At 68.5% G+C, this 23859-nt stretch carries 27 protein-coding genes; 16 read left to right on the top strand and 11 right to left on the bottom strand.

Going from position 1 to position 23859, the window contains the following annotated elements; all coding sequences use genetic code 11:
- The first annotated feature begins 350 nt into the window (after window positions 1-350).
- Genes rsmG through O9335_RS10540 form a run of 7 tightly spaced genes read left to right on the top strand, consistent with a single transcriptional unit; the run spans window position 351 to window position 4452 of the window.
- Window positions 351-1028, top strand: a complete 678-nt coding sequence (rsmG, locus tag O9335_RS10570) for a 16S rRNA (guanine(527)-N(7))-methyltransferase RsmG (protein WP_298387646.1) — start codon at window positions 351-353, stop codon at window positions 1026-1028.
- Between the two features lie 10 nt (window positions 1029-1038).
- Window positions 1039-1809, top strand: a complete 771-nt coding sequence (locus O9335_RS10565; protein ID WP_298387643.1) for a ParA family protein — start codon at window positions 1039-1041, stop codon at window positions 1807-1809.
- A 12-nt stretch (window positions 1810-1821) separates the two neighbouring features.
- Window positions 1822-2115 (top strand): nucleotidyltransferase domain-containing protein, encoded by a 294-nt coding sequence (locus tag O9335_RS10560; RefSeq protein ID WP_298387641.1) that lies wholly within the window; start codon window positions 1822-1824, stop codon window positions 2113-2115.
- A complete protein-coding gene (locus O9335_RS10555; RefSeq protein WP_298387639.1) occupies window positions 2112-2273 on the top strand; it encodes a hypothetical protein in 162 nt (53 codons plus the stop codon). Before O9335_RS10560 ends, O9335_RS10555 begins: the two co-directional genes overlap by 4 nt.
- A complete protein-coding gene (locus tag O9335_RS10550) occupies window positions 2270-3067 on the top strand; it encodes a GNAT family N-acetyltransferase (protein WP_298387638.1) in 798 nt (265 codons plus the stop codon). Before O9335_RS10555 ends, O9335_RS10550 begins: the two co-directional genes overlap by 4 nt.
- 40 nt (window positions 3068-3107) lie before the next feature.
- The gene (locus O9335_RS10545; RefSeq protein ID WP_298387653.1) at window positions 3108-3923 is read left to right on the top strand and encodes a dienelactone hydrolase family protein; all 816 of its coding nucleotides are present in this window, start codon (window positions 3108-3110) and stop codon (window positions 3921-3923) included.
- Window positions 3924-3954: 31 nt separating this feature from the next.
- A complete protein-coding gene (locus tag O9335_RS10540) occupies window positions 3955-4452 on the top strand; it encodes a hypothetical protein (RefSeq protein WP_298387636.1) in 498 nt (165 codons plus the stop codon).
- Between the two features lie 93 nt (window positions 4453-4545).
- On the opposite strand, the gene O9335_RS10535 is transcribed toward O9335_RS10540, so the two are convergent.
- From O9335_RS10535 to argC, 3 genes are all read right to left on the bottom strand, one after another.
- On the bottom strand, window positions 4546-5097 hold the full coding sequence (locus O9335_RS10535; RefSeq protein WP_298387634.1) for a DUF4019 domain-containing protein: 552 nt from the start codon (window positions 5095-5097) through the stop codon (window positions 4546-4548).
- A gap of 64 nt (window positions 5098-5161) precedes the next feature.
- Window positions 5162-5803 carry a hypothetical protein gene (locus tag O9335_RS10530; RefSeq protein WP_298387631.1) on the bottom strand — a complete coding sequence of 214 codons (642 nt, stop codon included), beginning with the start codon at window positions 5801-5803 and terminating at the stop codon, window positions 5162-5164.
- The gene (gene argC, locus O9335_RS10525; protein WP_298387629.1) at window positions 5800-6750 is read right to left on the bottom strand and encodes an N-acetyl-gamma-glutamyl-phosphate reductase; all 951 of its coding nucleotides are present in this window, start codon (window positions 6748-6750) and stop codon (window positions 5800-5802) included. Before argC ends, O9335_RS10530 begins: the two co-directional genes overlap by 4 nt.
- On the opposite strand from argC, the gene O9335_RS10520 reads away from it, so the two are divergent.
- The 7 genes from O9335_RS10520 to O9335_RS10490 all read left to right on the top strand — a co-directional run bounded on the left by O9335_RS10520 (window position 6749) and on the right by O9335_RS10490 (window position 14609).
- Complete coding sequence (locus O9335_RS10520; protein ID WP_298387627.1) at window positions 6749-7351, top strand: alpha/beta hydrolase; 603 nt, start codon at window positions 6749-6751, stop codon at window positions 7349-7351. The genes argC and O9335_RS10520 overlap by 2 nt on opposite strands.
- On the top strand, window positions 7341-7943 hold the full coding sequence (locus O9335_RS10515) for a hypothetical protein (protein WP_298387625.1): 603 nt from the start codon (window positions 7341-7343) through the stop codon (window positions 7941-7943). Before O9335_RS10520 ends, O9335_RS10515 begins: the two co-directional genes overlap by 11 nt.
- Before the next feature lie 14 nt (window positions 7944-7957).
- The gene (locus tag O9335_RS10510; RefSeq protein ID WP_298387622.1) at window positions 7958-8842 is read left to right on the top strand and encodes a ParB/RepB/Spo0J family partition protein; all 885 of its coding nucleotides are present in this window, start codon (window positions 7958-7960) and stop codon (window positions 8840-8842) included.
- Window positions 8843-8849: 7 nt separating this feature from the next.
- Window positions 8850-9377: a GNAT family N-acetyltransferase gene (locus tag O9335_RS10505; protein WP_298387619.1), complete on the top strand. Its 528-nt coding sequence runs from the start codon at window positions 8850-8852 to the stop codon at window positions 9375-9377.
- Window positions 9378-9572: 195 nt separating this feature from the next.
- Entirely contained in the window at window positions 9573-11495 is a 1923-nt protein-coding gene (locus tag O9335_RS10500) for a PrkA family serine protein kinase (RefSeq protein WP_298387616.1), read from the top strand.
- Between the two features lie 146 nt (window positions 11496-11641).
- On the top strand, window positions 11642-12901 hold the full coding sequence (locus O9335_RS10495) for a YeaH/YhbH family protein (protein WP_298387613.1): 1260 nt from the start codon (window positions 11642-11644) through the stop codon (window positions 12899-12901).
- A 205-nt stretch (window positions 12902-13106) separates the two neighbouring features.
- Window positions 13107-14609 (top strand): SpoVR family protein, encoded by a 1503-nt coding sequence (locus O9335_RS10490; RefSeq protein WP_298387651.1) that lies wholly within the window; start codon window positions 13107-13109, stop codon window positions 14607-14609.
- Window positions 14610-14632: 23 nt separating this feature from the next.
- Here O9335_RS10490 and O9335_RS10485 read toward each other — a convergent pair whose 3' ends face one another.
- From O9335_RS10485 to O9335_RS10460, 6 genes are all read right to left on the bottom strand, one after another.
- Window positions 14633-14953 (bottom strand): TM2 domain-containing protein, encoded by a 321-nt coding sequence (locus O9335_RS10485; RefSeq protein ID WP_298387610.1) that lies wholly within the window; start codon window positions 14951-14953, stop codon window positions 14633-14635.
- 3 nt (window positions 14954-14956) lie between these two features.
- Window positions 14957-15373 carry a DUF805 domain-containing protein gene (locus O9335_RS10480; RefSeq protein WP_367185423.1) on the bottom strand — a complete coding sequence of 139 codons (417 nt, stop codon included), beginning with the start codon at window positions 15371-15373 and terminating at the stop codon, window positions 14957-14959.
- A gap of 118 nt (window positions 15374-15491) precedes the next feature.
- Complete coding sequence (locus O9335_RS10475) at window positions 15492-16043, bottom strand: RDD family protein (RefSeq protein ID WP_298387607.1); 552 nt, start codon at window positions 16041-16043, stop codon at window positions 15492-15494.
- 118 nt (window positions 16044-16161) lie between these two features.
- Window positions 16162-18024, bottom strand: coding sequence for a S8 family serine peptidase (locus O9335_RS10470; protein WP_298387604.1), 1863 nt, complete (start codon window positions 18022-18024; stop codon window positions 16162-16164).
- Entirely contained in the window at window positions 18015-19121 is a 1107-nt protein-coding gene (locus O9335_RS10465; protein WP_298387603.1) for a phosphatase PAP2 family protein, read from the bottom strand. Before O9335_RS10465 ends, O9335_RS10470 begins: the two co-directional genes overlap by 10 nt.
- Before the next feature lie 34 nt (window positions 19122-19155).
- Window positions 19156-20895 (bottom strand): hypothetical protein, encoded by a 1740-nt coding sequence (locus O9335_RS10460; RefSeq protein WP_298387600.1) that lies wholly within the window; start codon window positions 20893-20895, stop codon window positions 19156-19158.
- A gap of 202 nt (window positions 20896-21097) precedes the next feature.
- On the opposite strand from O9335_RS10460, the gene O9335_RS10455 reads away from it, so the two are divergent.
- Window positions 21098-21289 carry a hypothetical protein gene (locus O9335_RS10455; RefSeq protein WP_298387598.1) on the top strand — a complete coding sequence of 64 codons (192 nt, stop codon included), beginning with the start codon at window positions 21098-21100 and terminating at the stop codon, window positions 21287-21289.
- Between the two features lie 350 nt (window positions 21290-21639).
- Here the strand turns inward: O9335_RS10455 and O9335_RS10450 are convergent, their stop codons facing one another.
- Both O9335_RS10450 and O9335_RS10445 read right to left on the bottom strand, forming a co-directional pair.
- The gene (locus O9335_RS10450; protein WP_298387596.1) at window positions 21640-22161 is read right to left on the bottom strand and encodes a hypothetical protein; all 522 of its coding nucleotides are present in this window, start codon (window positions 22159-22161) and stop codon (window positions 21640-21642) included.
- A gap of 283 nt (window positions 22162-22444) precedes the next feature.
- The gene (locus tag O9335_RS10445; protein ID WP_298387594.1) at window positions 22445-23029 is read right to left on the bottom strand and encodes a lysophospholipid acyltransferase family protein; all 585 of its coding nucleotides are present in this window, start codon (window positions 23027-23029) and stop codon (window positions 22445-22447) included.
- A 59-nt stretch (window positions 23030-23088) separates the two neighbouring features.
- Between O9335_RS10445 and O9335_RS10440 the strand changes: the two genes are divergently transcribed.
- Complete coding sequence (locus O9335_RS10440) at window positions 23089-23673, top strand: cob(I)yrinic acid a,c-diamide adenosyltransferase (protein ID WP_298387592.1); 585 nt, start codon at window positions 23089-23091, stop codon at window positions 23671-23673.
- Window positions 23674-23859 lie beyond the last annotated feature (186 nt).

Below are 23859 nucleotides of genomic sequence, written 5' to 3'. Positions count from 1 at the left end.
GACCCCCCCTCACTACACCCTGGGGCGCGGTTCCCCGGCGGGGGGGGGCGCGGGTTGACCCCCCTTTTGCCGCCCCGCGCCCCCCCGCCTAGCCGGGGGGCCGCGCCGCCCGCTTCAAGCACTGACTCCGGCCGGTTGTTTGAGCGCAATGAGCGCAGCGAATGCAGCGAGTTCCGGGCGGGCCGGGCTTGGCGAGCAGCGCAGGGCACCCCCGCCAAAGGCGGGGGCGAAGGCTGCCGGGGCGGGCGCTTTTCCCCCCTTTTGGCAAGACAAAAGGGGGTCGGGGTGCAGGGGCGAAGCGCCCTGCGGGCTCTCACAACGACAGCAACACAACAACAAGAACAACACCCATGACCACCCTCCCCACCCAACTGAAACAAGGCCTCGACACCCTCGGCCTGCCGCTCACGGCCACCCAGCAAACCCAATTGCTGGACTACCTCGCCCTGCTGGCCAAGTGGACCAAGGTCTACAACCTGACCGCCGTGCGCGAGCCCGACAGCATGCTCAAGCTGCACCTGCTGGACAGCCTGGCCGCCCTGCCGCCCCTGCTGCGCCACCTCCAAGGCCAACAGAGCCAACCCACGCGCGTGCTGGACGTCGGCTCCGGCGGCGGCCTGCCCGGTGCGGCCTTTGCCATCGCCGCGCCCGAGCAGCTCAAGATCACCTGCGTCGACACCGTCGAGAAAAAGGCCCGCTTCATCGGCCAGGTCGCGGCCGAGCTCGGCTTGAAGAACCTGCGCGGCGAGCACGCCCGGGTCGAGGCCCTGCAGGCCGAGCCCTTCCCCGTCATCACCAGCCGGGCCTTCGCCTCGCTGGCCGACTTCGTGAGCCTCACCCGCCAGCTGCTGGCGCCCGGTGGCGTGTGGATGGCGCTCAAGGGCCAGCACCCGGCGGACGAGATCGCCGCGCTGCAATCCGCCCACCCGGACGTCGAGGTGTTTCACGTGGAACCACTGGAAGTCCCGGGGGTCGACGCCCAGCGTTGCCTCGTGTGGATGCGCCCGAAACCCGCCGCCCAGCCCTGAGAATCCCCCGATGGCCAAGATCTTCTGCATCGCCAACCAAAAGGGTGGCGTCGGCAAAACCACCACCTGCGTCAACCTCGCCGCCGGCCTGGCCCAAATCGGCCAGCGCGTGCTGCTGGTCGACCTGGACCCGCAGGGCAATGCCACCATGGGCTCTGGCGTGGACAAGCGCAGCCTCGATCCTTCTGTGTACGACGTGCTGCTGGGCAACGCCACCGTGGCCGAAACCCGCCGCCGCAGCGAGCTCGGCGGCTACGACGTGCTGGGCGCCAACCGCGAGTTGGCCGGCGCCGAGGTCGAGCTGGTCGGCCTGGACGGCCGCGAGCGCCGCCTGAAGGACGCGCTGGCCGTGGTCGACGCCGAGTACGACCTCATGCTCGTCGACTGCCCGCCGTCCCTGAGCATGCTCACCCTCAACGGCCTGTGCAGCGCCCACGGCGTGCTGGTGCCCATGCAGTGCGAGTACTACGCGCTCGAGGGCCTGACCGACCTGGTCAACACCATCAAGCAGGTGCACGGCAACCTGAACCGCGACCTCAAGGTCATCGGCTTGCTGCGCGTGATGTTCGACCCCCGCATCACCCTGCAGCAGCAGGTGGCCGACCAACTCAAGGCCCACTTCGGCGACAAGGTGTTCAACACCGTCATCCCCCGCAACGTGCGCCTGGCTGAGGCCCCCAGTTATGGCCAGCCCGGCGTCGTGTTCGACCCGAACGCCAAAGGCGCGCAGGCTTACGTCGAGTGCGCGCGCGAGATGGTCGCGCGAGTGGCGCAGCTCTGATTCAATGCACCCATGGCCAAGCCCTTCGACGCCCTGAACCAACACCGCGAGGCGATTCGTCGCATCGTCACTGCGCACCATGCGCGCAACCCGCGGGTGTTTGGCTCGGTGCTGCGGGCCGAGGACGATGACGACAGCGACTTGGATCTGCTGGTGGACCCCGACGAGCACATGAGCGGTTTCGACCTGGGCGCCATTCGCCACGAGTTGGAAGCCACCTTGGGCATCCCTGTCGACGTGCTCACGCCGCGCGCGTTGCCTGACCGTTGGCGCGCGCGCATCGAAGCCGAGGCCCAGCCGGTATGAACGACGAGGCCCCGGTGGACCGACTGTCCGAGTTGTTGCTGCACATGGTGGACGCCTGCGAGCGCATCGAACGCTGCTACCTGGCAATCATCTGGCGCACGGTCACGGCCGACCTGCCCCCGCTGCGGCAGCAACTCATTGCCTTGCGACAGGCATGAGCCTGCGCCCCCGCGACGCCCCGCCCTCGTTCACCCTGGCGCGCCGCATCGAGGACGCCGGGCTCAACGCCAGTGCGCCGCCGCAGCAGGCCTTTGTCGACGGCTGGCTGCTGCGCTTGTCGCCCGGCAAGGCCAAGCGGGCGCGCTGCATCAACGCCTTGCAGCGAGGACGGCTGCCCCTGGGCGACATGCTGGCCCGCTGCCGCGCGGCCTTCGCCTCGGCGGGCCTGCCGCTGATCGTGCGCATCACCCCCTTCACCGAGCCCCAGGACCTGGACGCGCAACTGGCCGCGCGAGGCTGGCACCGATTTGACGAAACGCGCGTCCTGGCTCGCGTGCACCTGGACGACCTGCCCGAGCCCGCGCTGCAGCCCGGACAGCGCCTGCTGCCGCTGAACCCCAGTGCCTACGCCCAGACCGTGGGCGAGCTGCGTGGCACCTCGGCCGAGGGCAGGGCCGCGCACGCTGAGCGCCTGGCCGCGAGCCCCGTGCCCTACCAAGGCTTCGCCCTGACTGCGCGCGACGGCACCTTGCAGGCCTTGGGGCAATTCGCCTTGGGCGACGATGGCTTGGCTGGTTTGTACGACGTCTTCGTGCCCACGGCCCAGCGCCGCCAGGGCCACGCCCGGCGCCTGTGCCTGAGCCTGCTGCGCGCGGCCGCCGCCCAAGGGGCGCGGCACGCGTACCTGCAGGTCAGCGACGACAACGCCAGCGCCGTGGCGCTGTACGAGCACATCGGGTTCGTGTTTGCCTACCGTTACCACTACCGGAGTGAGGAAACCCATGTCGAATGACGCCCGTGAACAAACCGGCTCCAACGATCAACGCCGAGCAATGGTGATGGGGGCCTTTGCCGCCGCCGCCCTGCCCGTGGCGGCCAGCACCATCGCCACGCCCGACGAGGGCCTGACCGCGGGCGAGATCACCCTCGACGTCAACGGCTTCGCCCTGCCCGTGTACCGCGCCATGCCCGGACGAAGCCAAGGCAAGGGCAAGCGGCCCGTGGTGCTGTTGGTCAGCGAAATCTTTGGCGTGCACGAGCACATCGCCGACGTCGCCCGGCGTTTCGCCCGCGCCGGCTACCTCTGCCTTGCGCCCGAGTTGTTCGTGCGCCAAGGCAACGCCAAGGCCCAGCCCGACATCCCAACCCTCGTGCGCGAGGTGATCAGCAAGGTGCCCGACGCCCAGGTGCTCGCCGACCTCGACGCCTGCGCCGCCTGGGCCACCAAGAACGGCGGCGACCCCAAGAAACTCGCCGTCACCGGCTTTTGCTACGGCGGCCGAACCACCTGGCTGTACGCCGCGCACAACCCAGCGGTGAAGGCCGGCGTGGCTTGGTACGGCAGGTTGGTGGGCACCAGCTCCGCGCTCACGCCTCGCCATCCCATCGACGTGGTCAGCCAGCTCAAAGCCCCGGTGCTGGGCCTGTACGCTGGCGACGACCCGGGCATCCCCAACAACACCGTGGCCCAGATGCAAAACGCGCTGGCCGCCTCGCCCAACCCGGCGGCGCGCCACAGCGACTTCGTGCTCTACCGCAACGCCAAGCACGGCTTCCACGCCGACTACCGGCCGATGTACGACGAGGCTGCGGCCAAGGACGGCTGGGCGCGCTGCTTGGCTTGGTTCAAGCGGCACGGGGTGGCCTGAGCCCGGCCCCTTGGTCATTTTTCCGCCCGCCATGAACCGCCCCGACCTTTACCAGCCCGCACAAGCCCTGCAGGCCTTGCGCGAAGACATCCAGGCCGAGCACACGCTCATCGCCAGCCGCGTCACCTGGTACGTCACCGCCCAGGCCTTCTTGCTCACCGCCTACGCCACCTCGTGGAACGCGCACTTCGGCTGGCCGGTGTTCTTTCACACCGTGATGCCCGTGGCGGCCATCGTGCTGTCGGCGCTCATCCTGGCCTCCATTTACGCCGCCACCTGGGCGCAGGATGTTTACCTGCGCGAACAAGCGGCCTTGCTCGAGCGCCTGCAGTCCGACCCCGAGCTGACGCCGGACGCCGCCGAGCGCTTGGCCCTGTCGGTCTACGAGCGCACCACGGTGGGCCGCCGCACCGACGCCAATGGCCGTGTCGTCGGCGGCCGCATCCACGCCCTCGTTCGCATCGTGCCCTTGGCCCTGCCCTTCGCCTTCTCGGCCTTGTGGGCGTATGCGTTGTGGGCGGCGCCTTGAGGGGGAGGCCCTTCAAGCCACCACCCGCGCGTCCGCTTCAAGCGTCTACTGGTGTGCAGCCGAAGCTGCCCTCAAACCAGAACCGATACGGCATCAGCAGCGGAACTCGGCCTGCACGCGCTTCAAGGCATCGGGGGACAGCTTCGCCATGAGGTCTTTCGGGATGCTGTTTTCCTCCTCGCGCGCCACGGCGAACGAGCCGTCCATCTGTTCTCTCAGGGCCACATAGCCGCAGTAGAGCCCCAGGCCGGAAAAAGCGCCGCTGAAGTCCACAGCGGCGTACACGCCAGCTGGCGCATTGGCGGGGTGGTGGTACCAAGTCACCCGCCGAATCGAACGCCCCTCTCGCGAGCCAGCTTGGCCATAAAAGCGTTCAAGGTTGGCCTTCCATTGTTCGAACGGGACGCTCGACTTCTGGGACGGCGCGAAGTGCGCATAAGCGTCGCCGTAGCGACCCTCGTCCTTCGCCGTGAAGTAGGCCTGAACGTCGCGCAGCACGCGCTCGCGCTGCGCCTCGCTGGGCTGCCAGCCGCGGGCGGCGTTGCTGGCCGCCACCGCGTGTGATGGCGCCGCGGGCTCCGGTACTTGACCTGCGACGCTGGCGGTCCATAGCAACAGGGTCAGGGCCAGGGACAAGTGCCTCATGAGACGGGCTCCAGCGAGATGAAGGGCTTGCCCCACAGTGTCGGTGGAATTTGCTTTTGCCTGCTCACGGCTCGGGCCGGTCCCACACCGCTTGCACCAAGTCCGACACGTCGATGGCCTCGCCAGCGATCGCGACCGCAGCGCGCCACGACGCGGGCTCGGGCGAGGCTTGGGTGGGCCATGGCGCGCCGTCCAGGCTGAGCTTCAAGGTCAGCAAGACCGGCCCGAAGCGCACGGCCGGCGGCAGGGCGCGGGCGGTGCGTTGGCGCAGGGCGGTGGCCAGGGCGTCGGGCAGCGGGGGGCGGAAGTCCAGCCACAGGCGCGACTGTTGGCCCGGGCGCACGCCCAGCACCAGGAAGCCGGCCGAGGGTTGGGGCAGAGCATGGGCCTGGATCGTGTCGAACCAAGCCGCTCGCAGGGTGTTGACGTAGTCGCCATAGGCGTCCACCGAGGGCACGCGCTCGCGCAACTCGGCGTCCGGCTGGAGCAGCAGCACCTCTTGCCGGGTGACCTCGGCCGCTTGCAGGGCCGACGCCGCGCAGGCCCCCGCCAAGGCGAGCCAAGCCGCGCGAAGGCTCAAGGCCCCAGCCCTTCGAGTGCTTTGCACCTTGGGCAGGGTCAAAGCCCCAGCCCTTCGGCTGCTTTGCACCTTGGGCAGGGTCAAAGCCCCAGCCCTTCGGCTGCTTTGCACCTTGGGCAGGGTCAAAGCCCCAGCCCTTCGTCCACCCCGAGGTGGACGTTCATGCTCTGCACCGCGGCGCCGCTGGCGCCTTTGCCCAGGTTGTCCAAGCGGGCCATGACCATGGCGTGGCGCTCGCTGGCGAACACAAAAATGTCCACGCGGTTGGTGTCGTTGCAGGCCTGCACGTCGAAAAAGCCGTCCTTCAGCGCGTCGGCATCGCGCAGCGGCATCACGCGCACGAAGGGCTCGTTGCCGTAGCGCACGGCCAGGGCCGCGTGCAGCAGTTCGGGCGTGGTGCCGGGCTTCAGGTCGGCCAGGTGCAGGGGCACGCTCACCGCCAGACCTTTGTAGAAGGGCCCGACGATGGGTTGGAACAGCGGCGGGCTCGTCAGGCCGGTGTGCGCGGCCATCTCGGGCTGGTGCTTGTGGGTCAGCGTCAGCGCGTAGGGGCGGGGGCTCAGCAGCTTGGCGTCGATGGCCTCACCCTGCGCTTCGTACTGGGCAATCATGCTTTTGCCGCCGCCCGAGTAGCCGGTGATGCTGTTGGCGCTGATGCGCGCGTCCACCGGCACCAGGCCGGCGTCCACCAAGGGGCGCAGCGCCAGGATGAAGGCGCTGGCGTGGCAGCCGGGGTTGGCGATGCGTTTGCTGGCGCGCAGCTTGGCCCGCTGGTCGCTGGCCAGCTCGGGCAGGCCGAAGGCCCAGCCGGCTTGCGTGCGGTGCGCGGTGCTGGCGTCGATGACGCAGGTGTTGGGGTTGTCGATCAGCGCCACGGCCTCCTTGGCCGCGGCATCGGGCAGGCAGAGGAAGGCGACGTCGGCCGCGTTGAGCAGCCGGGCGCGCTCGGCGGTGTCCTTGCGCTTGTCGCTGTCGATGACCAGCAGTTCGATGTCGGCGCGCTGCGCCAGATACTCATGGATGCGCAGGCCCGTGGTGCCTTCGTGACCGTCAACGAACACCTTAGTCGTCATGTCAGTGTTTCCTCATGCAGGGGTCCACCATTCTCCTTCGCCCACCGACCCCACCGTGCTGCTGCTGCCCGGTTGGCAAAACAGCGGCGAGTGGCATTGGCAAACGCTGTGGGAGGCCTACTACGGCGACCGCCGCGTGGACCAGCACGATTGGATGACCCCGCGCCGCGGCGACTGGATGGCCCAACTGGAAGAGGCCGTGCTCGCGCACGCCGCCGGGCCCGAGGCCGCGCGGCCCTTGCTGTTGGCGGCGCACAGCCTGGGGTGCCACTTGGTGGCCGCCTGGGCGGCGCACAGCCAGAACGCCGCCCGCGCTGCTGGCGCGCTGCTGGTGGCCCCGCCCGACACGGAACAAGACGATTGGCCGGGCGTGTTGCCCAGCTGGCGCCAGCCCCTGCGCCAGGCACTGCCCTTCCAGACCCTGGTGCTGAGCAGCACCGACGACCCCTACGACCGCGGCGGCCGCGCGGCGACCCTCGCCGCGGCCTGGGGCGCCACCCACGTGAGCCTGGGCACGCGCGGGCACGTGAACGCCGACAGCGGGCTGGGCCTGTGGCCGCAAGGGCGCGCTTACCTGCGGAGCTTGCTCGATGAGCGATGACGATCCGTCCTACGACCCCGACCCGCTGTGGCGCAACAGCCCGGTCAAGCTCGCCCTGCTGCACCTGGCCTTCTACGGCTTGTACATGGCTTTGGGCGCTCTTCTGGTGGGAGTGGTCACGCGCTCGTGGTTCGGGGCCGGCGTGGGCGCTGCCGTGGCGGGCCTGTTGATACTGTTGGCTGGCACGACGGTGGTGGACGGCTTGTTGGCGCCCATCGAATGGCTGCGCCGTGGCACCTTGGCACCCTCGGAAGGGCGGCACTACAGCTTTGCCGGCCAAGCCCTGCGCATCCACGACGACGGGCGCGAATGCTGGATCGCCGACATCAGCATCCACCGGGCCTTGGGGGTGCCGCGCGATGCGGCCTTCAAGGCGCGTTTTGCCAACCAGTGGCGGGAGTCGGCCGAGCTGGGCCTGAGGGGCCAGGGCCTGTGGGTGCGCGTGAGTGCCCTGCACCAGCACCTGGCCGAGGCTCCCGACCGGATGAACCCGCGCCGCGTGAGGCTGCGCACCTACCTCGATCGCGACGTGATGCAGCCGGCCGCGCGCCGGCGCGAGGCGGCCCGACTCGAGCGGGCCGGAGGCCGCTGAGACAATCCCGACCCATGGTGACCAAACGACCCAAAGGCCTGGGACTCGGCCTCGACGCATTGCTCGGCCCCAAAGTGGTGGACGCGCCCGCGCCTGCCGGGGCGCCCAGCACCTTGAAGGTGGGCCAGTTGCAGGCCGGCAAGTACCAGCCGCGCACGCGCATGGACGAGGGCTCGCTGTACGAGCTGGCCGAGAGCATCAAGTCGCAAGGCGTGATGCAACCGATCCTGGTGCGCCCCATCGGCCAGGACCGCTACGAGATCATTGCCGGCGAGCGCCGCTTCCGCGCGTCGCAACTGGCCGGCCTGAGCGAGGTGCCGGTGCTCGTCAAGGACGTGCCCGACGAAGCCGCGGCGGTGATGGCGCTGATCGAAAACATCCAGCGCGAAGACCTCAACCCGCTGGAAGAGGCGCAAGGCCTGCAGCGTTTGGTGAACGAGTTCGGCCTGACGCACGAGCAGGCCGCGCAGTCGGTCGGCCGCTCGCGCAGCGCCGCCAGCAACCTGCTGCGCCTGCTGCAGCTGGCCGAGCCGGTGCAGGGCCTGCTGATGGCGGGCGATTTGGACATGGGCCACGCCCGCGCCCTGCTCGCGCTGGACAAGGCCGCGCAAATCACCACCGCGCACGAGGTCGTGGCCAAGAAGCTCAGCGTGCGCGACACCGAAAAACTCGTCACCCGCACCGCCGCCGGCCGCCAGCAGCCGCTGCTGCGGGTGAAGAACGAGAAAAGTCGCGACCTGCTGCGCCTGGAAGAAGAGCTCAGCGACCTGCTGGCCGCCGAGGTCGAGATCCGCGTGCTCAAGACCACCAAGCGCGGCCAGAGTGGCGAGCTCGCCATCGCTTTTGGCTCGCTGGATGCATTGCAGGGCGTGATCGAGCGCCTGCGCGGGCCGCAGTGAGCCGGTCTTGACTTGGACCCTGCGCGCGGCCACCCTGGCCGATGCGCTGCCCTTGAGCGTGTTGGCCACCCAGGTGTGGCTGGACACCTACTGTGCCGAGGGCGTGGATGGGTCGCTGGCGCGCGAGGTCCGCCACAGCTGCGGGCCCGAGGCCTTCGAAGCGCGGCTTCGTGAGCCCCAACGCCACCACCTGCTGGCCGAGCGCGCAGGGGGCCGGCTGCAGGCCTTCGTCGAACTGCTGCCCGAGCAAGCTCCGCCTTTGGCGGGCCTGTCCCAGGGGGTCGAGGTGGTGCGCTTGTACGTGCAGCCGTCGGCGCAAGGCCAGGGCCTGGGGGCCCGCATGTTGGGCGCGGCGGCCGACTGGGCACAGGCCCAACACCAAGCCGGCCTGTGGCTCACGGTGTGGAGTGGCAATGCCCGCGCCCGTCGCTTCTATGCCCGCCAAGGCTGGGTCGACCGTGGGCCCACCCTCTTGGGCTTTGAAGGCCGCTCTTACACGAACCACGTGCTGGAGCGCGTTTTGGCACGCGGTTGAAACCCCACAACAACCCCCAACAGAGGGCGTTGTTCCTGTCCACCCCGCCGCTCGTCGGGGCGTTCAATCAAGGCATGCACAGCGGCCCTTGCTTTGGGGCAAGATGAGCCGCAACGGTTTTCAGGAATTCGATTCGACGCAGGGTGCTGTCCAACCCGGTCACCACCCTCGCGCCTTCTTCATGAGGTGAACGCGATGGACGTGATCAGCCACTTTGCCCAGCGCTACGAGCGCACCAAGGTTGAGGAGCTCTCGCTCGAGGAGTACCTGGCCGAATGCAAGCGCAACCCGATGGCCTACGCCAGTGCGGCCGAGCGCATGCTGCAGGCCATCGGCGAGCCGCAGATGATCGACACGCGCAACGACCCGCGCCTGTCGCGCATCTTTCAAAACAAGCTCATCAAGATCTACCCGGCCTTCGCCGAGTTCTACGGCCTGGAAGACGCCATCGAGCAGGTGGTGGCCTACTTCCGCCACGCGGCGCAGGGGCTGGAAGAGAAGAAGCAAATCCTTTACCTGCTGGGCCCCGTGGGCGGCGGCAAAAGCAGCATCGCCGAGCGGCTGAAGCAACTGGTGGAGCAGGTGCCGTTTTATGCCATCAAGGGCAGCCCAGTGAACGAAAGCCCGCTGGGCTTGTTCGACCCGGTGGAAGACGGGCCCATCCTGGAGCGCGAGTACGGCATCCCGCGCCGTTACCTCAACCGCATCATGAGCCCCTGGGCGGTGAAGCGCCTGGAAGAGTACGGCGGCGACATCCGCCAGTTCCGCGTCGTCAAGCGCTACCCCAGCGTGCTCAAGCAAGTGGGCGTGGCCAAGACGGAACCGGGCGACGAGAACAACCAAGACATCTCCAGCCTGGTCGGCAAGGTCGACATCCGCAAGCTCGAAACCTACGCGCAAGACGACCCCGACGCCTACAGCTACAGCGGCGGCCTGTGCCTGGCCAACCAGGGCCTGCTGGAGTTCGTGGAGATGTTCAAGGCGCCCATCAAGGTGCTGCATCCGCTGCTCACCGCCACCCAAGAAGGCAACTTCAAGGGCACCGAAGGCTTCGGCGCCATCCCCTTCGACGGCATCATCCTCGCGCACTCGAACGAGAGCGAGTGGAAGGCCTTCCGCAACAACAAGAACAACGAGGCCTTCCTCGACCGCATCTACATCGTCAAGGTGCCCTACTGCCTGCGCGTCACCGAAGAGATCAAGATCTACGAAAAGCTGATCCGCCACTCCTCGCTGGCCGAGGCGCCCTGCGCCCCGGGCACCTTGAAGATGATGGCGCAGTTCGCCGTGCTCACGCGCTTGAAGGAGCCCGAGAACTCGTCGCTCTTCAGCAAGATGCAGGTCTACGACGGCGAGAACCTCAAGGACACCGACCCCAAGGCCAAGTCCATCCAGGAGTACCGCGACTACGCCGGCGTCGACGAGGGCATGAGCGGCATCAGCACCCGCTTCGCCTACAAGATCATTTCCAAGGTTTTCAACTTCGACACGCAAGAGGTGGCCGCCAACCCGGTGCACCTGATGTACGTGCTCGAGCAGCAGATCGAGCGCGAACAGTTCCCGAAGGAGACCGAAGAAAAGTACATCGGCTTCATCAAGGAGCACTTGGCCCACCGCTATGCCGAATTCATCGGCAAGGAAATCCAGACCGCCTACCTGGAGAGCTACAGCGAGTACGGCCAAAACCTGTTCGACCGTTACGTCACCTACGCCGACTACTGGATTCAGGACAGCGAGTACCGCGACAGCGACACCGGCGAGGTCTTCGACCGCGCCAGCCTCAACGCCGAGCTCGAAAAAATGGAGAAGCCCGCGGGCATTGCCAACCCCAAGGACTTCCGCAACGAGATCGTCAACTTCGTGCTGCGCGCGCGCGCCAACAACGGCGGCAAGAACCCGAGCTGGACCAGCTACGAAAAGCTGCGCGCCGTCATCGAAAAGAAGATGTTCAGCAACACCGAGGACCTGCTGCCCGTCATCAGCTTCAACGCCAAGGCCAGCGCCGAGGACGCCAAGAAGCACGAGAACTTCGTGCAGCGCATGGTCGACAAGGGCTACACCGCCAAACAGGTGCGGTTGCTGTGCGAGTGGTATTTGAGGGTTCGCAAGTCGAGTTGAAGGGAAACCTCGAACGCCCTCCGACATCGAAGGGCGTTCGAGCAGCGCGCGAGGGCTTCGATACCTCAGCCCGAACGGAGATGGAAGGCGTGCGGAAAACGTGCCGTTCGCCCTGAGGTATCGAAGGGCCGCCAGGAGTCACCGCCTTGCTTCAATCGATCATCGACCGCCGCCTGTCGGGCAAGAACAAAAGCATCGGCAACCGCGAGCGCTTCCTGCGCCGGGTCAAGGACCAGGTCAAGGAGGCCGTGCGCCGCGCGGTGGATGGGCGCTCCATCCGCGACATGGCCCAGGGTGAAGAGGTCCGCATCCCCAAGAAAGACCTCAACGAGCCGGTGTTCCGCCACGGCGATGGCGGCGTGCGCGAGGTGGTGCGGCCCGGCAACCGCGAGTACGTCAAGGGCGACCGTGCGGCCAAGCCCCAGCAGGGCGGCGGCCAAGGGGGCGGTGGCCAGGCCAGCGACAGCGGCGAGGGCGAGGACGACTTCGTCTTCACGCTCACGCGCGAAGAGTTCATGGACGTGTTCTTCGAGGACCTGGCCTTGCCGCACCTCGTGCGCACCGAGCTCACCGAACAGCCCGAGTGGAAGACCCACCGCGCTGGGTTCGTGAGCGACGGATCGCCCACCAACCTGCACGTGGTGCGCAGCATGCGCGGGGCTTTAGGCCGGCGCATCGCGCTGGGCCTGGGCAAGCGCCGCACGCTGGCCGAGCTGGAGGCCGAGCTGCCCGGCGCCACCGAGCCGCGCCGCACGGCGCTGCTGGCCGAGATCGCTGAGCTCAAGCGCCGCCTCAACGCCATCCCCTTCCTCGACCCCATCGACCTGCGCTTTCGCAACCGCGTGCGCGTGCCCGTGCCCAGCACCAACGCGGTCATGTTCTGCCTGATGGACGTCAGCGGCAGCATGGACGAGTCGCGCAAAGACCTGGCCAAGCGCTTCTTCATCCTGCTCTACCTGTTCCTCACGCGGCACTACGAAAAGGTGGAGCTCGTCTTCATCCGCCACCACACGCAGGCCAGCGAGGTGGACGAGCAGAACTTCTTCCACGCGACGGAGACCGGCGGCACGGTGGTCAGCAGCGCGCTGCTCTTGATGCACCAAATCCAGCAGGCGCGCTACCCGGCCTCGCAATGGAACATCTACGGCGCGCAGGCCAGCGACGGCGACAACTGGCACCACGACAGCAGCTACTGCCGCGACCTGCTTCGCGACAAGCTGCTGCCGGTGTGCCGCTACTTCGCCTACGTGCAGGTGGCGGAGCCGGAGCAAAACCTGTGGGACGAGTACAGCGCCTTGAGCGAAGAAGTGGGGCCGCACTTTGCGATGCGCAAGGCGTGTCAGGCGTCGGACATCTACCCGGTGTTTCGGGAGTTGTTTCGGAGGGATGGGAGGGTGGCGGCGTGACCCTGTTGCTGCGTACTCGTTACAGCCCACCGTTCGCCCTGAGGTATCGAAGGGCAGCGAGCGGCTCAGTGTTCGGTGCAGCCCGCAGGGGTTTCACGAGACACGAGGCCACCCCATGACCACCGTCGAAAACCGCCGCTTCACCACCGTCGGCCCCAACGCCCACGAATGGGGTGGCCGCCGCACCCCCCAGCCGCTGCAAGAAATGAAGCCGCTGGCCAAGCGCCCGGAACATCCGCTTCCCAGCCCCAGCGACTGGACCTTCGACCTCATCGAGCAGTACCACGACGCCATCCGTGCCACGGCCGAGCGCTACGGCCTGGACACGTACACCAACCAGCTCGAGATCATCACCGCCGAGCAAATGATGGACGCCTACGCCAGCGTGGGCATGCCGGTGAACTACCGGCACTGGAGCTACGGCAAAGAGTTCATCGCGACCGAGCGCAACTACAAGCGCGGGCAGATGGGGCTGGCGTACGAGATCGTCATCAACTCCGACCCCTGCATCAGCTACCTGATGGAGGAGAACACCCTGGCCATGCAGGCCCTGGTGATTGCGCATGCGGCCTACGGGCACAACAGCTTCTTCAAAGGCAACTACCTGTTCCGCATGTGGACGGACGCCTCGTCGATCGTCGACTACCTCGTCTACGCCAAGGGCTACATCGCCAAGTGCGAGCAGGCCCACGGGCTGGATGCGGTGGAGGCCACGCTCGACAGCTGCCACGCGCTGATGAACCACGGCGTCGACCGCTACCGCCGCCCGGCCAAGCTCAGCATGGCCAAGGAGCAAGCGCTGCGCGAAGAGCGCGAGGCCTACTTGCAGCGGCAGCTCAACGACCTGTGGCGCACGGTGCCGCGCAAAGAAAGCGCCGAGGCCGAAGCGCTAGCGCGCCGCTTCCCGGCCGAGCCGCAAGAGAACCTGCTGTACTTCATCGAAAAGCACGCGCCGCTGCTCGAACCCTGGCAGCGCGAGATCGTGCGCATCGTGCGCAAGATCGCCCAGTACTTCTACCCACAGCGCCAGACGCAGGTGATGAACGAGGGCTGGGCCACCTTCTGGCACCACCGCCTGCTGAACCAGATGTACGACGACGGCTTCCTGGCCGACGGGCTGATGATCGAGTGGCTCAGCTCGCACACCAACGTCATCGCTCAACGTCCCATGACGGCGTTGAACCCCTACGCGCTGGGCTTCGCGATGTACACCGACATGAAGCGCATTTGCGAGTCACCCACCGAGGAAGACCGTCGCTGGTTCCCCGACTTGGCCGGCACGCCCTGGCTGCCTGCGCTGCACCACGCCATGCGCAACTTCAAGGATGAGAGCTTCGTCGGCCAATTCCTGAGCCCCCAGGTGATGCGCGACTTCCGGCTGTTCAGCATCCTCGACGACGCGGGCGAGCGCGAGTACCTGATCAGCGCCATCCATGACGACGAGGGCTACCGCCACGTGCGCCGAACCCTGGCGGCCAACTACGACCTGGGCCAGCGCGAGCCCAACATCCAGGTTTGGAACGTGAACCTGCGCGGTGACCGCGCCTTGACCTTGCGCCACACCATGCACCAAGGGCAGCCGCTCGACGGCAAGTCAGCTCAAGAGGTGATCAAGCACGTGGCCAGGCTGTGGGGCTTTGGCGTGCACCTTGAATCGTGCAACGCACGCGACGAACTGGTGCAGCGCTGGACGGTGCCCGCACCCTGAGGCCGGGCGAGGGCGGGGGGCCCTCAGGCGCTGACCAAGCGCTCGCCGCGGGCGTTGGTGAACGAGCCCATGGCGATGCGGATGAAGTCGATTAGCGTCCAGATGCCCAAGCCACCCAGGGTGAGCAGCTGCAAGATGCCGGTGAAGATCTTGCCGACGTAAAAGCGGTGCACGCCCAGGAAGCCGACGAACAGGCACAACAGCAGCGCCGGCAACCAATCGCGGTGGGCGCCCGCGCCAACGACGAAGCCGCCGCTCAGCTTTTGTGGCGCCCCGCAGTGCGGGCAAGTCGGTGCCGAGTCGTGCAGCGACTTGCCGCAGGCGCGGCAAAACACCATGCCCATGGGTCAGAACCGGTTGGGTTCTTTCGACTCTTGGCAGTAGAAAACGAGCAGCACGATGAAGCCCACCAGCGGGATCAGGCCGATCAGGATCCACCAGCCGCTGCGGTCGGTGTCGTGCAGGCGGCGCACGGCCACCGCGATGCTCGGGATCAGCACCGCCAGCGCGAAGATCAAGCCCACGATGGGGATCAGGCTGCCCAGGAAGGTGAACAGGAAGAACCACCAGTACTCGGCCCGCGTCGCGCGGCCGCTGAAGGTGGCGTACTTGCTGAAGCAGGTCTTGATGGCGTCGGTGAAGCCCATCACCGCGCCGGCAGCCGAGGCCAGGGCGGTGCTTTGCACCGCACCGCAATGCGGGCAGGTGGGCGCGGTTTCGTGAATTTCCTTGCCGCAGCCGCGGCAAAAGACCATCGAGGACATGGCTGCTCCAATAGGAGGGTGGGGTGGGGCGCCGAGATGCCCCCACGACGCGAAGGAGTATCCAATCCCGTGAAGGGCGCTTGGCTCCGGAGCGACCCGGGGGCCGTGCGGGTTTCGCTCAGCGTTTGCGGTAAAGCAGGCAGCCGGCCATCATGTCGTGCAGGCACTGCTTGCGGGCCGTGAAGGCGCACATGATGTAGCCGATGAGCAGGATCAAGCCCGAAATGATCTTGCCGAAGTGCCGGCCGGTGGCGCGCCAAAAGCCGATGCGCTGGCCATTCAGGTCGGTCACCACGATGCCCAAGGCCATCTTGCCCGGCGTGGCTTGGTGTGGCGAGCTTTCGAAACCCGCGCTGTAAACCCAGGCCACCAGCACGCCCACCAACGCGCCCCAAGCTTCGATGCCGGCGTCTGAAACCCCCCCCAGTGCGCCCAGCGTCACGCCCAGCACCAAGCCCGCGATGAAGGCCAGGATGTAGGTGATGAGGGCGTCGATCAGGGCGGCACCCACGCGCATCCAAAAGCCCGGGTGCTCGTCACCCACCGCCGTGGCCGCCGACCCCGTGGTGCCGGCGTACACCGCGTGTTGCACGGCCCCGCAGTGCGGGCAGGTCGGAGCGGTTTCGTGGATTTCCTGGCCGCAGCCGCGGCAAAAGACCATTTGGGACATGAGAGGCTTTCAAGACAAGGTGAGCCGGGGCAAGACGGTGCGCCGGCCACCGCAGTATGGGCAGCTTGCCTCGAACTCAGGCCTGGGGATGCCCCCAGGGGCCGCTGCGCTCGGGGCCTCAGGGTCGCCAGGCCTGCCCGTCGGGCGAACGAAGAAAGTCGCCCCAACTGTCGGGGTCGCGGGGCCGCTGCCCTTGTGCCAACCGGGAGGCCGCGTGGCGCGCGGCCACGGGAGCGGCCACGCTGGTGCCGCCCATGCGCACCCAACTGCCGGAGGCGACCCCGCTGGCCACCAGGCCGGGCGCGAAAACGCCCTCGTCGGCGGTGGCCCGCGCGTCGATCGTGCCGCAGGGGCCGGTGACGACGGCGGCATCGGGCGCTTTGGGCTGCGCGGTGTACAGGGCATCGCGACCGTCGCTGGCGCGCACGGCGCCCACCACAAGCGGGCGGCGGCCCGTCGCCAGCCCATTGAGCGACCCCGCCCCGCCCAAGGACAGGCCGATGGCGCCGGCCAGCACGGACTGCACGGGCTCGCGGTCGGTCCAGCGCGGCAGGTCGCCCTGCACGCGGGCTTCCAAGGCCAGGGGCTGGGTGCCCGCATTGCGCAGGCCCAGCACCCAGGCGCCGGCAGGCAAGAGCCCACGCGGCCCCGCCACCGGCGCCAGAGACAGCTGCGCGCGCACCCGGTGTCCTGCTTCCAGCGCCTGGCAGTGCAGGCGGGCGGCCAAGTCGTCGCCGCAGCGCAGGTCGCTTTGCCGGTTCAGGCCGACTTCGCGGCTCGGCACCGGGGCGATCACGCGCAGGCGCAGGTCGGGCGCGGTGCCCTCTGCGCCCTGGGCCCACAACTCCAAGAAGCTGTCGGTCGGGTCGCCCGGTTGCAGGCGCCAGGTGAGCGTGGCCTCGGCCCCCGGGGCCAAGTGGCCGGCGGCGTTGGTGCCCTTGCCAGGGTCGATCAGCCGGTCGCCGCCGCTGTTGCCGGCGGCCAGCACGACGAGCAGGCGGGGGCGACGGCGCATCAGGTCGTCGATGGCACGCTCCAGCGCCGAGCTGCCGTCGTGCGGGCCGGCCAGCAGGCCCAGGCTGATGTTGACCACGATGGGTGCGTGGGGCGCATGGGCATCGGCCAAGGCCAGCACGTAGTGCAAGCCGTCCAGCACCTGGGCCACGGTGGCCGTGCCGGTGGTTTGGCCGATGCGCGAGGGCGGCACCGACACCAGCACCAAGGGCGCGGCCGCGGCCGCGTCGTCGTCCTTCGGTTTGGCGCTGGCGGCCCGAGGCCGGCGGTCGGGCAGGCCGGCCAGGGTGTCGAGCACGTGGGTGGCGTGGTCGGGCTCGCCCAGCGCGTGGGCCAGCAGCAGATCGTGCAGGCCCAGGTCGCGGTACACGCCGAGTTCGCCCAGCGGGTCGTGGCGGGCGCGTTGGCGCAGGGCATCGATGCGCGGGCCGTCGAGCTCGCGGCCGTAGCCAGCGCTGGGTTCGAGCCAGGCATCGTGCATGGCGCCTTCGGCCTGGTCCCAAAAACCGATGAGGCGGGTGCGTTCCGGGCGATCGCGATGGCCAAAGCAGTCGTTGAGCACCGCACCGCCGCGGTCGATGGCGGCGATGACGACCGCAGGCGACCGGCGCGCGCGGCGTGGCCGGCGCACTGGCCCGGCGGGTGCACCGGGCAAGGCCTGCGGCTGCGACATCTCGCTGCCCGGCAGGGCCTGCGAGGCCTCGCCCGCCTGCTCGGCCCGCACCCACAGCACGCCCCAAGCGGTGTCGGGCGGGTTCCAGGGGCTGGCGAAGGCCTGTTGCTGGGGCGCCAGCCGGGCCAACACCGCGTCCCACGCGGCACCGCGGGGGGCCAGCAGGGGCACCCACAGCGGCGAGCGGTTGGGGGGCTGACCGGCCCAGCCGGTGGCCAGGCTCCAGTCGAGGTAGGGGTCGCCCGCTCGGGCGCGAGCGCTGGCCTGCCAGCGCAGGTCGGGGCTCAGGCCCATTCCTGGCGCACCTGTTTCCACAGGGTGCGGTGATCGGGCAGGTCGGGCGCGGGGCCGTCGCCACCCAGGCTGCATTCGGGGCTGAGGTGGGCGTCGCCCTCCAGCAAGGGCAGGCCTTGCGCCGCGGGGCCCCAAGGTTGGGCCCCGAAGCGGCGCACCCGCACCCGGGCACGTTCGCCCACCCCCGCCAACAGGTAGTCGGCCACGGCTTCGCCCAGCAGGCGGCCGGCGATGCTGTCCACGGGGAAGTGCACGCCAGCCACCACGCGGTTTTCGGCGATGCGCAGGGCCATGCGATGCAGCATGGTTCGGCGCGAGGCCGGCCCCTTCGCCATCAGGTGGCTGAGCAAGACCGTCACCAGCGCCGACTCGCCCGCGTGCCCGCTGGGCAGGCTGTGGTGGGCGGGCACGTCGATCATGGGCAGCAGGTGGGGCGCGACCTCGTGCGGGCGGGCGCAGCCCAGCTGCTGCTTGACGCGCATCTGCAGCGCCATGAGCAGCGCCAGCGCGGCGTCGAGGAACTCCAGCGTGCGCGGCATGCGCTGCACGGGCAGCTGGGCCGCGCTGAGCAAGAAGGCCAAGGCCGAGCCCGATTGGGCATGCACCTCCAGCAACCGGGTTTCGCGCAGGGGCAGCAGCTCGTCCACGCGCGCCACCTGCGCGGCGAAGTAGGCGGCTGGCGGGCGGCGGAAGCTCGCCAGGTCGTGCCAGCCGGACCCGCCTTGGCCAGCAGCCCAGAGCGAGACGGTGCTGGTCTCGGTCTTGGCGTCGGGCGTGACACGCAGGCCGCTCAACGATTCGCCCAGCAGCACGGCGGCCCGATGCGCCTCGCCCATGGTGGCCCAGGGGGTGGCCCCCACCTTGGTGCGCGTGGCCTGGCCATCGGCCGGCAGGTTGAGCGTCAGCGCGCCTTGCGCCGCCACAAGGCAGGCGCTGAGCTCGGGGTCAGCGCCGGCGGTGAGGGGGATGTCCTCGGCCGTTCGGCCAATGCCGCCGGTTCGTCCGATGCCACCGGTGCGCCCAATGCCGCCTGTTCGACCGATTCCGCCGGTACGGCCGATGCCGCCCAGGGTATCGACGCCATTGAGGGTGTCCATGTCTTGCCTTTCGGTTGGGGTCGTCTAACGGTGGTCAAGCGGTGGGCAAGCCTGCCAGCGCCAAAGCACGGGCAAAGGTGCTGGCGTGGTCGGTCTCACGCCCCCAGTAGGCGCTTTGGAACTCGCTCACGGTGTAGCCGGGCCATGCCTGCAGCAAGCGGGCGATGGACTCGCCGGCCGGGCCCAGTTGCCCCAGCCGGGCGTGGGCAATGGCCAGGTAGATCAACGTCGGGCCGTGCTGTGCGTTCAAGCGAGCGGCATGTTGGGCGTGCACCAAACCCGCTTCCACTTGGTTGTTCGCCAAGAGGGCGTGGGCACACGCCGAGTCCATGAAGTGGCGCCAGGGGTCCAGAGGCGATAGGGCCAGCGCCAGCTTGGCCGCTTCGCAGGCCTCTTGCGTTTGGCCTTGGTAGGTTTGGTGCAGCGCCTGAAACAGCCAAGCCAGGCCGTTGTTCGGGTTGGCGGCCAGCGCGGCTTGGTGGTGCTCGGCGCTGGCGCTGGCCGGCTGGTCCAGCATGGTTTGCGCATGCCCGGCCAGGGCATGAGCCAGCGAGTTCTGGGGGTCCCGCTCCAGGGCCTGTTCAGCTGAGGCCAGCATATCGGGGGCCACGGCCCGCGTGCTGGCGCCTTGCGCCACGTTCAGCAAGTGCCACTGCGCCAACCACGCCAAGGGCTCGGCATGCTGCGGCAGTTGGGTGTGCAGGTGGTCCAAGATCTTCCGGCTTTGCGTAAAGGCCTCCGGCGACAGCTTGTGCATCAGCTGCGTGGCCGCGTTGAGCAGCTGAAAGTGCTCGACTTTTTCCCAGGGTTGGCGCTTGGTGGCTTGCAGGCTTCGCGCTTGAAGCACGGTGTGGATCTCGTCGCAGGCCTGGGACAGGGGGAAGGTGTCGCCGTAGAGCAAGTCCACCAGTTCGAACTCGGGACGCCCCTGCCACAACGGGGCGCTTTGCCGGCGATCGTGCAGGCTCAGCTGCAGGAAGACGCGATCGTTCAGGCCCAGGCTGCCCTGGCACTGCAGCACGTGATGTGCCTGCAGGTGGGCGAAGGCATCGTCCAGGGCCTGCCGCGAATGCCGCAGGCCCTGGCTGGAGCGGTGCGACACCACGCGCAGTTGAGAGCTGCGCGACAGGGCCTCGATCAGTGCGTTGGCCACCATGTCGGCCACCGCCTGGCTGCGTTCGCTGCGGCCGCTCAAGGCCGGGGTGATCACCGCCAGCGTGGGGCCCAGGTCAGGCAAGGTCGGCAGCGACGGGCGGCCGGGATCGGCGTCCAGCGCGAACAGGCGCAGGGCTTCGTTGGGCGCGTCGCTGGCGCGGCCGCGGTCGCGCAAAGTCAAGGCCCAGGGCTGGCTGAGGCGGTCCACCGCCTCGGCGCTGAGACACACCCCGCCCAGCTCGGCGGCGGCGGCCACGCGTTCGGCCAGCTTCAGCTCATCCTGCCGAGGCGCACAGGGGTCGGCGACGGCGTGCACGCCCAGCCGAAAGACCGCGCCTGGCTCGGGCTCGTGGCGGCCAGCGCTCAAGCGCTGGGCGGCATGCACCAAGTCCTGGGCATCGTGGGCGGTCACGGCCAAGCCCACGCCCGGCAAGGGCATCAGCCGCTCACGCGGGGGCTGTGGCAGGGCGGCGCTGAGCAACTCGGCCGCCTGTCGGCAATGGGCTTCCGCGTGCAGGGGGGTGAGGCTGTGGCGGGCCGACATCTGCGCCACCAGCACGGCAGCCCCAGGGGCTGCAGCCGGGGCGGTGGGGTTCCAGGGGGAATCGGGTTCGGCCATGCAACTCCAGGCGAGAGGGCTCGCGATCGTCAGTCCGCGCGGGCGGCGCGGCGGCATTGTGGGCACAACCCTTCGGCCCTGACAAGGCAAAGCCCGCGAACCCCAGGCAAGTCCCGAGACTTGGGGGGGCGGGCATGCCTTGCGCCCGCCCGCCGGGCCTGCCAGCATCGGGCCTGTCGCCACGCACCTGGATGGAGTGAGCATGCCCCTGCCCTGGATTGCCGCTTGGAAGGCCCTCGCCTTGCGCGTGGCCGAGCGCTTGGCGCGCCCCCGTGGCCCGGAGCCACCCGCGGTGCATCGGGCCAAGGGTGGCCCGGGTGCGGGCGGTGCTGCGCCCCCAGCGCCCAAAGGCAAGCCGGCTGCCCCGCATCGCAGCGGGCGCCGGCACGGTTGATCCGGCAGGGAACTGACCACAAGGTCTTGAACGACCACCCCAACCGCCTGCCGCTCCGACGCCGTGGCCCCGACTTGGCCGAGTTTTGAGCATGGGAGCGTGGCGTCGGCCCTTTGCACAAGCGGGCACTGTCAGTGTGTTGAAAGCACGGACGCAGGCCGGCGAGCAGCAGGTCGCAAGACAGCGCGAACTCGAGACCGAGTGCTGTCGTTCCTCGCGGCTCTGGTTGCAGGCAGCCATCGACCCGGAGCGGCCAATCACCTCGCCAGCAAGTTGTCGCTCACCGTTCGAGATAGGCGGAACGCGGCGGCTGGCACGGTCAGCCGTAGTGGGTCCGCTACTTGGAGGAGTTAGGCCGGCGAGGTAAGGAGCTCAAATTCATGGGTGGACAAACCTGCACGAATGAGGAGCTCATTCAGTAGCCCGGGCAGAAAAGGAAGAAGAACCTCGCCCCATTGGCGAACGTGATTGACTTCGTAGTACTGGCACCAGTTGTCAGTCTCAGCCTCCCAGGAACAGCGCGGCTTAGCCAACCGAGGCTCGGATGCCAAGATGCTCGCTTCAGTGGAGCGTGCGAGGGCAAGGAGCTCGGCCGGGCAGTACTTCAGGACACGGGCGTGCGGACCGGACAGGTACCGAGGATCTATGACGCCGGCGCCGGCGTTGAGAGCGAACATGCCGCCGTGCTCAGCCCCACCAAAGCTGCTGCATTGAATTTCGAAAGCGATGACGGTGCCAAGCCCATCTTTGGAAGGCTTCGCATACGCGCACCGGCCCGAGCTGATCCGCTTGAATCCTGCTCGCTTGCACCAGGGCGAAAACGTAGCCACGAGTGCGCGGTGAACCTCTGCAGCTTTGGCGAACGTGGACATGTTCGGAGGGGGCCTAACGCGTTGTCGGCGGATTGTTAACGGCCACCATATCACTGGCCCTAATCGGCAGTCGCTTCCCAAAGTCAGCTCCTGGCCGACAACAGCCGGTCACCGCCATTCATCAGACGGGACGCCCCACTGCCAAGCGGCCCACACGGCGGGCGGTACAGGGCGGCCCGGCGATCAAGGCTCTGGCCACTGGCGGTCGTGCTTGGCGAGAAGACGTTCAAGGCTTTGCCCCCAAGTTCAAGACTTGGTCATCAGCGCCCTGCGGACGTGTGCGTCAGGTCTTGTGCGCGTGTTTGCCCATGAAGGGCGCATAGAAGGCCTTGATGGTGACCATGTCGGCTTCGATGTCGCCGCTCGGTTGCAGCAAGGGCCCGAGGCCCACGCGTTTGTGCGCGTAGTCCATGTAGGCCAACTGGATGGGCACACCTGCACCGTGGGCGATCCAGTAGAAGCCGGTTTTCCACGTGGTCACCTTGTCCCGCGTGCCCTCGGGCGGGATGATGAGTTGCACCTTGCCCTGGAAGTCGCGCAACGCCTGTGCTGAGTTGGCCACCAGGTTGTTGTTTTGGTGGCGGTGCACCGCGATGCCGCCCAGCCAGCGCATGACCGGGCCGAACGGGAACTTGAAGATGGTGTGTTTGCCCAGCCAGTGCAGGCGCAGGTCGAGCACGAAGGCGGTCATCAGCGTCAGGGGCAAATCCCAGTTGCTGGTGTGCGGTGCGGCGATGAGCACGCATTTGTCTGCCCCGAGGGCGCCTTCCACCCGCCACCCCGCCAACCGCAGGTAGAGGCGCGAGAACGCTCCCAGCAGGGCATTGACCACGGGGGTGGTGAAGATCGTGCGTTGAAGGCGGGCCATGGGCCGGGATTGGAACCGACTGGCATGATCCCGCTGGTGACATTCCACCGAAATTGACCATGGGCAACCGCCTGACCCAGATCGCCACCCGAACCGGCGACGACGGCACCACCGGCCTGAGCGACGGCAGCCGCGTGCCCAAAACCCACCTGCGCGTGGCCGCCATGGGCGATGTGGACGAACTGAACTCCCACCTGGGCGTTCTGCTGGCCGAGCCGTTGCCCGCCGAGGTGCGCGAGCTCTTGGTGGTGGTGCAGCACGAGCTGTTCAACCTGGGCGGCGAGTTGTCCATGCCCGGCTACAGCCTGCTGAAGGACGCCGCCGTGCTGCACCTGGACGAGGCCTTGGATCGGCACAACGCCACGCTGCCGCGCCTCAAAGAGTTCATCTTGCCCGCGGGCACGCGCAGCGCTGCCCTGGCCCACGTGGCCCGCACCGTGGCGCGCCGTGCCGAGCGCGCCGTGGTGGCCTTGGCTGCGCAGGAGGCGGTGAATGCCGCGCCGCGGCAGTACCTGAACCGTCTCTCCGACCTGCTTTTTGTGCTGGCCCGCGTGCTCAACCGCGCCAACCTCGACGGCCTGGGCGGCGACGACGTCTACTGGAAGAGCGAGCGCTTGGCCCGCGGCGAAGGGGACGAGGCGTGAGCGCGGCCCAGGTCCTCGACGCCACCTTCGTGCTCGCCGTCAACGACCTAGGAGTCTGCGCGGCAGAAGCCCAGGCCGGCGTGGGCCCCCGGGCGGCGCCGGCGCGGGGGGGCCCCGCCCCGGCCGCGGGGCGCCACCCACGCGCCCCCACCCCCGCCCCGCCGCCCCCGGCCCCCCCCCGGGGCC

The sequence above is a fragment of the Inhella sp. genome (assembly GCF_027532025.1).
In the GTDB taxonomy this organism is placed as follows: Bacteria; Pseudomonadota; Gammaproteobacteria; order Burkholderiales; family Burkholderiaceae_C; genus Inhella.
The sequence above is the reverse complement of the archived record's forward strand: the minus strand, read 5'-3'. Positions and strand labels throughout refer to the sequence as shown.